Here is a 14,778-nt window from a genome sequence, read left to right on the forward strand (position 1 = left end):
CAAAAAGGCAATCCGAAATTCGAGGCTGCTTTGAATAAGGCCCTGGATGAAATCCTGAAAGACGGCAGTTTCAAGCAAGCGTCATTCAAGTGGTTCGGTTTCGATGTGAGCAAAGCGCCATCGGCACACTAAGCAAACAAGTTTCGCGCTACACTTCAGCTTCTCCCGACATCCCCGCCCACTGCGGGGATGTTTTTTTAACCTAGAGAAAATATGGAATTACTGGATTTGCTGCAGCAGGCAGCGCCGACCTTGTTCCGCGGCGTAGGTTACACCTTGGTGTTTGCGGTAGCGTCGATGCTGGGCGGATTGCTACTCGGTTTTCCATTGGCGATTGCGCGTATTCTGCCGTCGCGCCTGGCGCGCTGGCCGGCCAGTGCCTATGTCAGCCTGATGCGCGGCACGCCGCTGCTGGTACAGATCTTCGTGATTTATTACGGCCTGCCCAGCATCGGCATCAGTTTTTCGCCGCTGACGGCGGGTATCCTGGCGCTCAGCCTGAATGCCGGCGCTTATCTGTCGGAAAGCCTGCGCGGCGCGATTCTCGGCGTCCACACTGGACAATGGGCCGCCAGTTACAGCATCGGTTTGAATTACTGGCAAACGCTGCGCTACATCGTGATTCCGCAGGCGATCCGGATTGCGGTGCCGTCGATGAGCAATACCCTGATCAGCCTGATCAAGGATACCTCGCTGGTGTCGGTGATCACCGTGACAGAGCTGATGCTGGCCACCAAGGAAATCATTGCTGTGACTTTCCGCCCGCTGCCGCTGTACCTGGCGGCAGCGGCGATCTACTGGGGCCTGAGCCTGTGCTTCGAACGCTTGCAAAGCCGCCTGGAAACCAAGCTGGGCCAGGCTCACAAATCAAATTAAAAGCGCGACAGCAAATCGATTTGACTGACCAGGGGCGTAGCGTCGCCAGGATCTGCTTTTTGATAGCTGCCCTCGCTATCCATGTCCCAGGCCGATGCATTGTCTTGCAAATGCACCAGCAAACTCTCTTCGATCACGCGCCGCTTGAGCTTGCCGTCCTGGATCGGGAACGCAGTTTCGATACGGCGGAATAAATTGCGGTCCATCCAGTCGGCGCTGGACAGCATCACATGCTCTTCACCGTCGGCATAAAAATAAAATACCCGATGATGTTCAAGAAAGCGTCCGACCACCGAACGTACCTTGATGTTTTCCGACAAGCCCGGCACACCCGGCTGCAAAGCGCACACGCCGCGAATCAACAGCTGGATCTTGACCCCGGCCTGGGACGCCAGATACAAGGCTTCGATCACCGTCGGCTCCAGCAAGGCATTCATCTTGGCGATGATGTAACCCTGCCTGCCGGCCGTGGCGGCGTCGACTTCCTTCCGGATCGCATTCAGCACATTGGCGTGCAAGGTAAACGGCGATTGCCACAAGCGCTTGAGCGGCACCTGCTTGCCGAAACCGGTCAGCTGCTGGAACACGTTGTGCACGTCTTCGCAAATTTTGTCGTCGCTGGTCATCAAGCCGAAATCGGTGTACAGGCGCGCAGTTTTCGGATGGTAGTTGCCGGTGCCGAGATGCACATAACGCTTCAGCTTGGTATGTTTGGCATTGCGTTTGCGGCGCACGATCAACAGCATCTTGGCATGCGTCTTGTAGCCGAACACGCCATACACCACATGCGCGCCGACCGCCTCCAGCTTGGCCGCCCAGCCGATATTGGTTTCTTCGTCAAAGCGCGCCATCAGCTCCAGCACCACCGTCACTTCCTTACCGTTCTTGGCGGCCTGCATCAAGGCGCTCATCAATGGCGAATCATTGCCGGTGCGATAAATGGTTTGTTTGATGGCCAGCACGTCGGGATCGATCGCCGCCTGCTGCAACAGCTCCAGCACCGGCTGGAAACTTTCGTAAGGATGATGCAGCAGCACGTCTTGCTGGTCGATGATATCGAACACCGAAGCACCGGTAACGAAAGCTTTCGGCAGCACCGGCGTGTGCGGTATAAATTTCAAGTCAGGCCGGTCGACCAGATCCGGCAAGGGCATCAGGCGCACCAGGTTGACCGCGCCATTGACTCGGTAACAATCGGCCGGCGCCAGGCCGTTCTGGTTCAGCAGACGCTGCACCAGCGACGCCGGCGTGCCGTCCGCCACTTCCAGACGCACCGCATTGCCCAACTGGCGGGTCGGCAGCTCGCCCTGCAAGGCCAGCCGCAAATCGGTGACTTCGTCTTCATCGACAAACAGGTCGCTGTTGCGCGTCACACGGAATTGATAACAGCCACCGATAGACAAACCCGGAAACAGCTCGCCGACAAAGCGCTGCATGAAACTGCTCAGCAACACGAAGCCGTAAGCGTGAGCCGATAGATGTTCCGGCATCCGGACCAGGCGCGGCAAGACCCTCGGCGCTTGCACGATGGCCAGTTCAGTCTCGCGGCCGAAGGCGTCCTTGCCGCTCAGCTTGACCGCGAAATTCAGACTTTTGTTGAGCACCCGCGGAAAAGGATGAGCCGGGTCCAGACCGATAGGCGTCAGTACCGGCAACAACTCCGTCTTGAAAAACTCATGCGCCCAGGCCGCCTGCTCCTCGTTCCAGTCAGCCTCCTGATAAAAGGCGATGCCTTCGGCGTTCAGCGCCGGCAACAATACGTCGTTGAACAAAGCGTACTGGCGCGCCACCAGCTTTTGCGCGCGCTCACTGATGATGCTGTAAGCATGCTGCAGCGACATGCCGTCCGGCGTCACGCCATCCACCGCCACCCGGATCTGTTCCTGCAGGCCGGACATCCGGATCTCGGAAAACTCATCGAGGTTGCTGCTGGTGATACAGACAAAACGCAGCCGTTCCAATAAAGGAACCGCAGGATCCTCGGCTTGCGCCAGGACCCGTTCGTTAAAGGCGAGCACGCCGAGTTCGCGGTTGAGCAATGGGAAGGTCATGGTCCGGTCGGTAGAGTGGTCGGGGAATGGGTTGTAATGGGTTGTTACAGTCAAAATGCATTGGCGCTTACCAATATGACATTATTGATTGTAAAGACGCAATGTGACGGAAGAATGACAAGAGCCGTGCGCCTCTTGCCGCAATTAGTTTCGCAATTAGTTTGTATACGGCCAGGCAGATTTGCCGGGTTCTGTGTCATTCAAATAAAAACGGCTTGCAGAACCTATGTTCTGCAAGCCGTTTCACGACATTCCAACTGCTTCTAGCGAGGACTTAAATCACCGTAGCCAAACCCAGCGTCAACAACAACGCCACCACCGAAATGATGGTTTCAGCCACCGTCCAGGTCTTGAAGGTTTCAGTCACGGTCATGTTGAAGTATTCCTTGACCAGCCAGAAACCGCCGTCGTTGACGTGCGACAGGATCAGCGAACCGGCGCCGGTGGCCAGCACCATCAACTCCGGCCGGACAGTGACGCCGGCAGCGGTGACGATAGGGGCGACGATGCCGCAGGCGGTGGTCATCGCCACGGTGGCGGAACCGGTGGCAACCCGGATCAGCGCCGCTACAAACCAGCCCAGCAGCAACGGCGACAAGTGCGCGTTGTTGGCGAGTTCGACGATCGCCTTGGAGACGCCGCCATCGATCAGGATCCGGCCAAAGCCGGCGCCGGCGCCGACGATCAGCGTGATGCCGGCGATAGGCGCCAGGCACTCGGTGGTGAATTTGAGGATGGCTGCACGATCAAAACCGCGCGCCTTGCCGAAGGTATAAAAGCTCACCAGCGTCGCGATCAGCAATGCAATCACGGAATTACCCATCAGGCGCAGGAAATCGTTGGCGAAGGTTTTCGGCGTGAAGAACAGGTCGGCCCAACTGCCGATCAGCATCAGCGCTACCGGCAACAGAATGGTGCAGATGGTGACTGCGAAACCGGGCAATTCACGGTGTATGTCCTCTTCGACGAATTGCGCAATCAACGGATTGTCAGGATTGGGCACGACGTAGCGGCTGATCAGCTTGGCAAACAGCGGGCCGGCAATAATCGCGGTCGGAATGCCGACGATCAACGCGTACATGATGGTGCGGCCGATGTCCGCGTTGTAGGCGGTGACCGCGAACAGCGCTGCCGGATGCGGCGGAATCAGGCCATGCACGACCGACAGGCCGGCGACCATCGGGATGCCGACCATGATCATCGAAGTCCCGGTGCGCTTGGCGACGTTGAATGCAATCGGAATCAGCAGCACGAAACCGACTTCAAAGAACACCGGCAGGCCGACAATCAACGCCACTACCATCATGGCCCAGTGCACTTTCTTCGGACCGAAGACGCCGATCAGCGTGTTGGCGACGCGTTCGGCGCCGCCCGATTCGGCCATCATCTTGCCGAACATGGTGCCCAGCCCGACCACCAGCGCAATATGCCCTAAGGCGCCGCCGACCCCGGTTTCATACGATTTGACGATGCTTGCCATCGGCATGCCGACCACCCAACCTAGGATCACAGACACCACGATCAGCACGATGAACGGATTCATCTTGAACTTGGCGATCAGCACTATCAGTGCCAACACAGCAATCACCGCGTAGAGCAGCAACATATTTCCCTGAACCATCTCCATCAAATCCTCCTAAAGTCCGATTTATTTTTTGCCGCCGCCGTCTGCCCGCGTTTGCTTTACTCCGCAAACCCAAACCGATAACGGCGCCATTTTGCAACTACTAACCGCTAGTTGTCAGTCAATTCCGTCAACCTGCCACGGATTTATTTTTTATAAGCGATGCAATCCACTTCTACCTTGCAATCGACCACCATGCTCGACTGCACGCAAGCGCGGGCTGGCGGATTGGCGCCAAAGTATTCCTTGAAAACCTTGTTGAACGATTGAAAATCGCGGGTATCGTCAAGCCAGACGCCGCAGCGCACCACGTGCTCCGGGCCATAACCGGCTTCTTTCAGAATCGCCAGTACGTTCTGGATGGTCTGGTGCGATTGGGCCACGATGCCGCCATCGATCACTTCGCCGTCCACCATCGCCACCTGGCCGGAAACATACAGCCAACCGTCGGCTTCCACCGCACGTGCGAATGGCAAGTGCTGACCGCCTGTACCGGAACCACCTTCAACACCATATCGTTTGATTGTCATAGCTATCCTCACTTAAAAAAACAACAAAAATCTCAATTTGCGACAGCGGTCTTCGGCCCTGCCTGCCTTGCCAAAAACCGCCCTACCCGCAACTCGGTCGGCGCTTTCAGCACGCCGCCCAGGTAAGACAAAGCGCCATTCACCCAAACCGCCTCAAGTCCTTCCGCCGGCTGCATCGGATCGGCGAAGGTGGCGGCGTCGCGCACGGTCTCCGCATCGAACAACACCAGATCGGCCCAATAGCCTTCGCGCACCAGGCCGCGCTCCGCCAGGCCGAAACGTTCGGCCGACAAACCGGTCATCTTGCGGATCGCCACGGTCAGCGGGAAGAGTTTTTGTTCGCGGCTGTAGTAACCCAGCACCCGCGGGAATGCGCCCCACAAGCGTGGATGCGGCAACGGATCGTTGGGCAAGCCATCCGAGCCGACCACGCTGGCCGGATGGCTCAGGATACGGTTGACGTCGTCATCCTGCATGCAGTGATAGACAGCGCCGGCCGGTTGCAAACGACGCGCAGCCTCCATCAGATCGACCTGCCATTCAGCGGCGATCTCGGCCAGCAGCTTGCCGCCCATCGCCGGCTCGGGCTCCGACCAGGTCACCATGATGTCGATGGTGTCGGTCACTTGCTTCAAATCCAGGGTCGATGAGCTGGCAGTGTAGGGATAACAGTCGCAGCCGACCGGCTGATAACGCTGCGCCTGCTCCAGCGCTTCCAGTACCTCGCTGCTGCGGCCCCAGTTTTCGACGCCGGCGCATTTCAGATGCGAAATCACCACCGGCACCCTGGCATGTTTGCCGATGCGGAAAGCCTCATCCATGGCTTCCAGGATATCGGCGAATTCGCTGCGCAGATGGGTGGCGTAGATGGCGCCGGCCTGGGCCAGCGGTTCGGCCAGCGCCAGCACTTCGGCAGTTGGGGCGTTGATCGCGTTGCCGTAAGCCAGGCCGGTGCTGAGTCCGAGCGCGCCATGCGCCAGCGCTTCGCGCAACTGTTCGCACATGGCGGCGATTTCGGTGTCGCTGGCGGCCCGGTCCAGCCGGTCCATCTGATTGCTGCGCAAGGCGGTATGGCCGATCAGCGCCGCCACATTGATCGCCGGCTGGGCCTGCTTGATTGCTTCGACATAGGACGCAAAAGTAGGATAGCTGAAGGCGCTGGCCTCGCCCAGCAGATTCATCGGATCCGGCGGTTCCGCCTTGAGGGTGACCGGCGCCGCGCTGATGCCGCAATTGCCGACGATCACAGTGGTGACCCCCTGCGACAGCTTGGGCATCATGCTTGGTGTGCGAATCACATTGGTGTCGTCGTGCGTGTGGACATCGATAAAGCCGGGGCTCAGGACTTTGCCGCTACCGTCGACCACATGCGTAGCCTGCCAGCCTGCGAGCGCGCCGGGAGTAGCATCGATGCACAAGATACGGCCGTCGGCCAAAGCGACATCGGCAACATATGCCGGACTGCCGCTGCCATCGATCACCGAGACGTTGCGGATCAACGTATCGCAACTGCGTGCAGCCAATGAATTTGAATCAGTGCTTGAATCAATGCTCATCTCAATCTCCTAACGGCTCGCGGTTGCCGCCGCCGCGATGCGTATCCAGTGTGAATTTCAGGCGCCGCAGCAACTCCTGGCTGCGATCTTTTTGCAGTAATGCCAATTCGGTCATCAGCACATCCAGCGCCATCATCATGGCGTAGCGCGATGACGACGGCTTGAAAATGAAATCGGTTTCCAGCGACTTCAGCGGCAACAACATGTCGGCCATCGCTGCCAGCGGCGAACCCAAGGCGGTGATCGCCACCAGCCGTACTCCATACTCCTTGGCGATGGCGCAATTGGCGTTGAGTTCCGGCACATTACCGGTGGTCGACAAGACCAGCACGACGTCGTCCTTGTCGAGCGTCGCCGCCACCATTTTTTGCAGCATGGCGTCGTGATAAGTGGCCACCGGGCGCCCCAGGCGCAGCAGGCGGTAACGAGCCTCATCGGACAGCATAGTCGAGCCGCCCCCCATGCCAAAGGCATAAATCATGCGTGCCTGCAGCAGCGCCTGCGCCGCTTGCAGCAAGGTATCCTGGCTCAGCAAGCTGCGGTTTACCTCTAGCGCTTTGTGGATATCGGCATACACAATATCGACGATTTGCGGAAATTGATTTTCAGTAACGGAATTCTCGACTCGCAAAAAACGCTGTCCGATCGCGGCGGCCTGCGCCAGGCGCATTTTCAGTTCGCGCACATCGCGGCAGCCGATGGCTTTGGCAAAACGGGTGACGCTGGCTTCACTGACGCCGGCTTGTTTGGCCAGGGTCTGGATACTGGCGCTGGCGGCAAACGGCAGATCGCCCAGGATCGCCTGCGCTACCTTTTGCTCAGCCAGACGCAACTGGCCGCTGCGTTCGGCGATGCGCGAGACAACATCGAATAAATGGGTCATGCGTTGTTAATCCAGCGACGAGAGTAGAATTATGGCAATAAAAAAGCAGCGTCCCGGCAACAGGACACGGCAATCGGCAAAATGCTACGTTACTTTGTAACATGCTTCTCATATAGTAAATTCAAGGATATGATTGCGTCAAATGAATTTTGAAGGAGGAGATCTGATGTCCAATGTTATTAACTATCACGGCGATTACGAGAATCCGGTAATCGATCCCTTGAACAAGGGCTTGGGGGCGTTTCAACAAACATTGCCGGCCGCCGAGGTCAAAGCGCACAACTGGAATCTGCTGCAAGAAGACCTGAGCCTGCCTACCGCCGTGCTCTACGAAGAGCGCATGACGCACAATCTGCAGTGGATGCAGCAATTCGTCACCGAATACGGCGTCAAGCTGGCGCCGCACGGTAAAACCACGATGGCGCCGAAGCTGTTTGCGCGCCAGCTGGCCGGCGGCGCCTGGGGCATCACCCTGGCTACCGCACACCAGACCCGGGTCGCCTATCAACATGGGGTACGGCGCGTGATCATGGCCAATCAACTGGTCGGCAAGCAGAATATGGCGATCATTTCCGATTTGCTGGCCGATCTGTCCTTTGAGTTCTGCTGCCTGGTCGATTCGGCCGACGGCGTCGATCAACTGGGCGCTTTCTTCCAGGCCCGCAAGCAAAAACTGCATGTGCTGCTGGAACTGGGCGCCGACGGCGGCCGCACCGGCGTCCGTAATGCGGCGCAGCAAGCTGCGGTGCTGGACGCTATTGCGCGCTGGCCCGAGCATATCGTGCTGGCTGGCGTCGAAGTCTACGAAGGCGTATTGAAAGAAGAAGCCGAGATCCGCAACTTCTTGCAGCACGCGGTGGCCTGCACCCGGCAACTGGCCAAGGATGGCCGTTTTGCCGCTCGCGCCGAAGGCAGCGCGGCGCGGCCGGTGATACTGACCGGCGCCGGTTCGGCATGGTACGACGTGGTCGCCGACGAATTCGCCAAGACCGAGATCGGCCTGCCGCTGGATATCGTATTGCGCCCCGGCTGTTATCTGACGCACGATGTCGGCATCTATCGTGCGGCGCAGGCGCAGATCCAGACCCGCAATCCTATCGCCCGCAAAATGCGTAGCGAATTGCAGCCGGCCTTGCAGTTATGGGCGTATGTGCAATCGATTCCAGAGAGCCGCAAAGCCATCGTCGCACTCGGCAAGCGCGACGCGGCGTTCGACGCCGGCCTGCCTTTGCCAGCCGTCCACTATCGCCCCGGCAATCCAGCGCCGACAGCGACTCCGGCGCACTGGCAACTGACCGGCATGATGGATCAGCATGCGTATCTGCAGATCAACGAGGGTGACGATATCAAGGTCGGCGACATGATCGGCTTCGATATTTCTCACCCTTGCCTGACCTTCGACAAGTGGCGCCAGATCGCGGTCCTCAATCCGCAGCATCAGGTGGTCGATGTGATCCAGACTTTCTTTTAATCCCGGTCTTTTAATTTCTGTCTTTTAATTTTTTTATCTCAGCACAAGCGATGACTACAGATATCCTGGCCTATGGCGAAGCAATGGTGGAGTTTAACCAGCGGCTGCACGATGCGCGCATGTACTTGCAGGGCTTTGGCGGCGATACTTCGAATTTCTGTATCGCCGCAGCGCGTCAGGGTGCGCGCAGCGGTTATATCAGCGCCCTCGGCAACGATCATTTCGGCCAAAAATTGCGCGATCTGTGGCTGTCCGAAGAGGTTGACGCCAGCCATGTTGCAAGCGATCCGCAAGCCGCTACCGGCGTGTATTTTGTCTCGCACGACCAGGACGGTCATCACTTCGATTATTTGCGCGCCGGCTCTGCCGCCAGCCGCTATGCCAGCACGCAGTTGCCGCTGGCGGCGATTGCTGCCGCCAAGATGCTGCACTTGTCGGGCATCAGCCTGGCAATCAGCGAATCTGCCTGCGATGCAGGCCTGGCAGCAATGGCGCATGCGCGCAAGCACGGCGTGCGTACCTCGCTCGATACCAATCTGCGGCTGAAACTGTGGCCGCTGGAACGCGCCCGTGAAAAAATGCGTGCGGCGTTTGCCTTGTGCGATATCTGCCTGCCCAGCTGGGACGATATCAGCGCCCTCACCGGCCTCGACGACCGCGATGCGATTGTCGATACGCTGCTGTCCTACGGTATCGGCCTGATCGCCTTCAAGCTCGGCGCCGAAGGCTGTTATGTCGCCACCGCCGAGGAACGCCGGTTGGTGCCGCCTTACGCTGTCGATGCGGTCGACGCCACCGGCGCCGGCGATTGTTTTGGCGGCGCTTTCATTGCCCGCCTGGTGGCCGGCGACAACCCATTCGATGCCGCCCGCTACGCCAATATCTGTGCCGCTTTGTCGACTACCGGTTACGGCGCCGTGGCGCCGATCCCGCACGCAGCACAGGTAGAAAAGATACTGGGATCAAGCTAGTTTGCCGCGCTGCTGCGTCGCTGTTATGTCGCCATTACGTCGCAGTTGCTTTTTAAGCAGCAGCTCTCCCACAATCTGCCCCAGCCGTTGTATGCCTCGCTCGATCTGCGGCGAAAACGGCTGGCCGCAGCACAGCCGCAGAAAATGATCGAAACGGTTTGAATTCGAAAACATCAAACCGGGAGCGAGCCGGATACCCTCGACCAGCGCCGCCTCGAATACCGCTTTGGATGACAATTGCTGCGGCAGCTCCACCCACAACAAAGCACCGCCCTCGGGCAGGCTGACCCGCGTACCGGTTGGGAAATGGATCGCGATCGCTTCAGCGGTGCGTGCGCGCTGTATGCGCAGCGCTTCACGCAAACGCCGCAAATGGCGGTCATAGGCAGTCGACGCCATGAAATCCGCAGCCGAGATCTGCGCCCATTCTTCATTCGCCCGCGTATGGGCGAACTTGAGCATCTCCACCCTGGCCTGCCAGCGGCCGCCGACCATCCAGCCCAGCCGCATGCCCGGCGCCAGCACCTTGTTCAGCGAGGCGCAATAGATCACATTGCCGCTGCGATCCCAGGCTTTCAATGCGGTCGATGAAGCCGTCTCAGGCACCAGATCGCTGTACGAATCGTCTTCGATCAAGGCCATGCCATGCTGCTCGCATAACGCGACCAGTTGCGCCTTGTGCGCATCCGGCATGATGCTGCCCAAGGGATTTTGCAGATTCGGCACCGCCACCACCGCCTTGATATTGTCATAGGTCTGCAGCGCCAGTTGCAATGCTTCAATCGATATGCCGCTGCGCTGGCTGGTGGGGATTTCGAGCGCGCGCATGCCCAGGCTTTCCAGCACCTGCAGCAAGCCGTAGTAAGTCGGCGACTCGACCGCAATCGTGTCGCCTGGCTGCGCAACGGCGCGCAAGGCCAGGTTGATCGCCTCGATACAGCCATGGGTGACGATCACCTGTTCCGGCGCGATCTTGACGCCGATGGCGAGACTGCGTGTGGCCAATACCTGCCGCAAGGCCGGATTGCCGCTATGCGACATCATGCTGGTCAATATATTCGGGCGCCGACGCAGGGTGCGGATTGCGGCATTTTTCAAGGCTTCCACTGCATACAATTCAGGCGCGCAACTGGCGCTGCTCAGATCGAGCGTGACCGCATGGCTGCGTCCCTGCGCGATGATTTCCGAGACCCGTTCGTGGATGCCGGCATATTGCGCCGACATCAACGCCGGCGTGGTCGACAGATTCGGCTCTTCCGGCAGCGCCAGCCGCCGCGCCTGCCGCACGAAATAGCCGGAACGCGGGCGCGCCTCCAGCCAGCCTTCCTGCTCCAGGTAACGCAAGGTTTGCAACGCCGTCGACAGGCTGACCTGATGTTGCCGCATCAGATCGCGTACCGACGGCATGCGATCGCCCGGCCGCAAGGCAAGCGCCTGGATTGCGGCCAGATAATGGCCGGCCAGGCGCCGATACAACAATTGCTGGGTTGACGACTGCGGCTGGCACAGGGATGGGGATGGGATTTGAGGCTGTGACAAGAGGGGCTTGCTCATAGGATGCAATGAATGGTGGAATATTGCTGCATTTCAGTGCAACGAAACAGATACAGAACAGGAGATACGGGACGATAACAGATAAGGCAAACCTCGGCTGTTACGCAGCAGATGACAAGCAGTTGTGCCTGTTTCGGCGAGCGGCGGACGGTTAGGCTAGAGCCATCTCTTTCATCACGGAAACCGCCATGCACCTCACCACCAGCGACAGCATTTCCCGCATCCGTCTAAGCCGCGCTCAAGCCAGCATGTTTTACGCCGCGCGCGGCACAACTGTTGTAGCGATACAAGGCAACCTTCTTGTCAGCGAAGGCGACATCGCCACCGGCACGCGCTTTGTGATCAGCGACGGCGAGTGCCATGTGGTGCAACGCAATGGCTGGATTCGATTGCAGGCAAGCAGGAGCGGACCCGGCGCGGCAATCGTCAGCGCCAGGTTGCCAGCGGCTCCCTGGTGGCAGCGTTGGTGGCAGCGAGCGCATACTCTGGTTGCGCTAAGAGGATGATGCAATACGTGCAATACCGTTAAATCACAGCCCGCCCATGTAGTTTGGCAAAGCACTTGTTGCCTGCCGCCGATCTGGCTTATTCTTGTAGCCATGAGTATTACGCGCGAAGATCTTGAACAGGACCGCCTGCGGACCATCCTGGATAACACCCCGATTGCTTCCGCCCTGCTGTCCGAAGCAGCGCTGGAGGCCTCGTGGCGCGCCGCGCTGGCCTCGCTGCCTGACCCTAACGGCGATGTCTGGCTATTCGGCTACGGCTCCCTGATATGGAATCCGATGGTCGACCACAGCGAACGCGTGCCAGCCAAGCTGTACGGCTATCACCGCGGCTTTTACCTGTATTCGCGCATCAACCGCGGCACCTGGGATAACCCCGGCTTGGTGCTGGGACTGGATCGCGGCGGTTCCTGCCAAGGCATCGCATTCCGGATTCCCGCCATCAGCATCGAAACAGAATTGAAAATGCTATGGCGCCGCGAAATGCTGACCGGCGCCTATCTGCCGCGCTGGTTGCCGATGCAGATCAAAGGCAAGAACGGCCCACGCATCAAGGCGCTGGCATTCGTCATGAACCGTCAACATGAGAGCTACACAGGCCGCCTGCCGGACCTCACCGTGGTCTCGCACCTGCGCGACGCCTGCGGACTGTATGGCTCAGCCCGTGACTACTTGCGGCATACCCTCGAAGGCCTGCTAAAAGAAGGATTCCACGACCCCTACCTGGCGCGACTATGGGCGCAACTGAAGTCTTGTCCGGATATGCCTGCAACCAAAAAGTAACAAGGCTGCGGCTTTTGAAGTTGCAGTTGCAGTTGCAGTTGCTTTTGACGTTGCCGTTAATCCCGCATTGAGACGTTGCCAAATGTAGCGGGTGTCAGTCGGGAATTGTGGGAGGACATGTCTGAGCGCAGCGAGTTGGTCCTTCCACCCGACTGACACCCGCTGCATTTGGGGACCTGACCGAAGGGAAGGCAACGGCTTTGCGGTCGCCTTCTTTTGCTTACTTTTCTTGGCGAAGCAAGAAAAGTGAGTAGCTGCCGGGCTACCCCCGGCGTGTATCTACGAAGTAGTAGACGTTTTAAGTAACTGCAACCACTCTTCGAATGCAACGGCACCCACTCCGTAGCCCGTTAAATGGGGTCAGAGTAATTTTCGCAAACACCCGCGAAAAAAAAACTCTGACCCCATTTTAACTACTACAACTGCGGGTTCAATTTCTCGGACTTCGAATGCAACTTGTTGAGCGCCGACAAATAAGCCTTGGCCGAAGCCACCACAATATCCAGATCCGCACCAACACCGTTGACGATCCGACCGGCCTTCGACAAACGCATCGTCACCTCCCCCTGCGACTGCGTCCCGGTAGTAATCGCATTCACCGAAAACAACAACAACTCCGCCCCGCTGCCAACCTTGGTTTCGATAGCATTGACAATGGCATCCACCGGACCGTTACCCAGCCCCTCGCAACTAGACTCCTTGCCATCTATCGAAAACACGACCTTGGCGCTAGGTTTCTCACCCGTCTCAGAATGCTGAGACAACGACACAAAACGATAGTATTCATTATCGTGCGAATGCTGCTCATCAGAGACCAAAGCGATAATGTCTTCGTCGAAAATCTCCGACTTGCGATCCGCCAGCTCCTTGAAGCGTGAGAAAGCAGCGTTGACTTCGGTTTCCGATTCCAGCGCAATGCCGAGCTCTTCCAGACGCTGCTTGAATGCATTGCGCCCAGACAGTTTGCCCAGCACGATTTTATTGGCGCTCCAGCCCACATCTTCGGCACGCATGATTTCATAGGTGTCGCGCGCTTTCAGCACGCCATCCTGATGAATCCCCGAGGCATGCGCAAAAGCATTGGCGCCGACCACCGATTTGTTCGGTTGCACCGCGAAACCGGTGATTTGCGACACCAGCTTGGAAGCCGGCACGATCTGCGTGGTGTCGATGCCGATATCCAGATTGAAGTAATCGCGCCGGGTCTTGACCGCCATCACGATTTCTTCCAGCGCAGTATTGCCGGCCCGTTCGCCCAAGCCGTTGATGGTGCATTCGACCTGGCGCGCGCCGCCTATCATCACGCCCGCCAGCGAATTGGCTACCGCCATGCCGAGATCGTTGTGGCAGTGCACCGACCAGATCGCCTTGTCCGAATTCGGAATCCGTTCACGCAAGGTCTTCAGCATATGGCCGTACAGCTCCGGCACGCCGTAACCGACGGTGTCGGCAAAATTGATGGTGGTGGCGCCTTCCGCAATCACCGCTTCCAGCACCCGGCACAGGAAATCCATGTCGGAGCGGCTGCCGTCTTCCGGGCTGAATTCCACGTCGTCGGTAAATTTGCGGGCGAAGCGCACCGCTTGCTTGGCTTGTTCGAACACCTGGTCCGGCGTCATGCGCAGCTTCTTTTCCATATGCAACGGCGAGGTCGCAAGGAAAGTGTGGATACGCTTGCGCTCGGCCGGTTGCAGGGCTTCGGCGGCGCGTGCGATATCTTTGTCGTTGGCGCGTGACAAGGAGCAGACGGTGGAATCCTTGATGACGCCGGCGATCGCCTTGATCGCCTCGAAATCGCCTGGGGAAGCAGCAGCAAACCCAGCTTCGATCACATCCACTTTCATCCGCTCCAATTGCTTGGCGATGCGGATTTTTTCATCTTTGGTCATCGAGGCGCCGGGCGATTGTTCGCCATCGCGCAAGGTGGTGTCGAATATGATCAGTTTTTCGGGCGAGTTGGCTGCCATGCTGTG

General features: G+C 58.5%; 12 protein-coding genes. 5 read left to right on the forward strand and 7 right to left on the reverse strand.

Annotated features, from left to right (window positions below; genetic code table 11):
* Positions 1–213: 213 nt before the first annotated feature.
* On the forward strand, positions 214–876 hold the full coding sequence (locus KHU33_RS18155) for an amino acid ABC transporter permease (protein ID WP_211465476.1): 663 nt from the start codon (positions 214–216) through the stop codon (positions 874–876).
* Here KHU33_RS18155 and ppk1 read toward each other — a convergent pair.
* The 5 genes from ppk1 to KHU33_RS18180 form a co-directional block, all read right to left on the reverse strand.
* Positions 873–2,927 carry a polyphosphate kinase 1 gene (ppk1, locus tag KHU33_RS18160; RefSeq protein ID WP_211465479.1) on the reverse strand — a complete coding sequence of 685 codons (2,055 nt, stop codon included), beginning with the start codon at positions 2,925–2,927 and terminating at the stop codon, positions 873–875. The genes KHU33_RS18155 and ppk1 overlap by 4 nt on opposite strands.
* A 274-nt stretch (positions 2,928–3,201) precedes the next feature.
* A complete protein-coding gene (locus tag KHU33_RS18165; protein WP_211465481.1) occupies positions 3,202–4,554 on the reverse strand; it encodes a GntP family permease in 1,353 nt (450 codons plus the stop codon).
* A gap of 143 nt (positions 4,555–4,697) precedes the next feature.
* A complete protein-coding gene (locus tag KHU33_RS18170) occupies positions 4,698–5,081 on the reverse strand; it encodes a RidA family protein (RefSeq protein ID WP_211465483.1) in 384 nt (127 codons plus the stop codon).
* A gap of 32 nt (positions 5,082–5,113) precedes the next feature.
* Positions 5,114–6,637, reverse strand: a complete 1,524-nt coding sequence (locus KHU33_RS18175; protein ID WP_211465485.1) for an N-acyl-D-amino-acid deacylase family protein — start codon at positions 6,635–6,637, stop codon at positions 5,114–5,116.
* A 1-nt stretch (position 6,638) separates the two neighbouring features.
* Positions 6,639–7,520 (reverse strand): MurR/RpiR family transcriptional regulator, encoded by an 882-nt coding sequence (locus tag KHU33_RS18180; RefSeq protein ID WP_211465487.1) that lies wholly within the window; start codon positions 7,518–7,520, stop codon positions 6,639–6,641.
* 166 nt (positions 7,521–7,686) lie between these two features.
* Here KHU33_RS18180 and KHU33_RS18185 point away from each other — a divergent pair, with 166 nt between their 5' ends.
* Both KHU33_RS18185 and KHU33_RS18190 read left to right on the forward strand, forming a co-directional pair.
* Positions 7,687–8,991 (forward strand): amino acid deaminase, encoded by a 1,305-nt coding sequence (locus tag KHU33_RS18185; protein WP_211465489.1) that lies wholly within the window; start codon positions 7,687–7,689, stop codon positions 8,989–8,991.
* Between the two features lie 50 nt (positions 8,992–9,041).
* Positions 9,042–9,962, forward strand: coding sequence for a sugar kinase (locus KHU33_RS18190; RefSeq protein ID WP_211465491.1), 921 nt, complete (start codon positions 9,042–9,044; stop codon positions 9,960–9,962).
* On the opposite strand, the gene KHU33_RS18195 is transcribed toward KHU33_RS18190, so the two are convergent.
* On the reverse strand, positions 9,954–11,516 hold the full coding sequence (locus tag KHU33_RS18195; protein WP_211465493.1) for an aminotransferase-like domain-containing protein: 1,563 nt from the start codon (positions 11,514–11,516) through the stop codon (positions 9,954–9,956). The genes KHU33_RS18190 and KHU33_RS18195 overlap by 9 nt on opposite strands.
* Before the next feature lie 188 nt (positions 11,517–11,704).
* On the opposite strand from KHU33_RS18195, the gene KHU33_RS18200 reads away from it, so the two are divergent.
* Both KHU33_RS18200 and KHU33_RS18205 read left to right on the forward strand, forming a co-directional pair.
* On the forward strand, positions 11,705–12,022 hold the full coding sequence (locus KHU33_RS18200; protein ID WP_211465495.1) for a hypothetical protein: 318 nt from the start codon (positions 11,705–11,707) through the stop codon (positions 12,020–12,022).
* A 93-nt stretch (positions 12,023–12,115) separates the two neighbouring features.
* Positions 12,116–12,805, forward strand: a complete 690-nt coding sequence (locus tag KHU33_RS18205) for a gamma-glutamylcyclotransferase (protein ID WP_211465497.1) — start codon at positions 12,116–12,118, stop codon at positions 12,803–12,805.
* A gap of 416 nt (positions 12,806–13,221) precedes the next feature.
* Here the strand turns inward: KHU33_RS18205 and KHU33_RS18210 are convergent, their stop codons facing one another.
* A complete protein-coding gene (locus KHU33_RS18210) occupies positions 13,222–14,772 on the reverse strand; it encodes a 2-isopropylmalate synthase (RefSeq protein WP_211465499.1) in 1,551 nt (516 codons plus the stop codon).
* Positions 14,773–14,778: the final 6 nt, after the last annotated feature.

The organism is Collimonas silvisoli, from assembly GCF_018305005.1.
Taxonomy (GTDB): domain Bacteria; phylum Pseudomonadota; class Gammaproteobacteria; order Burkholderiales; family Burkholderiaceae_D; genus Collimonas; species Collimonas silvisoli.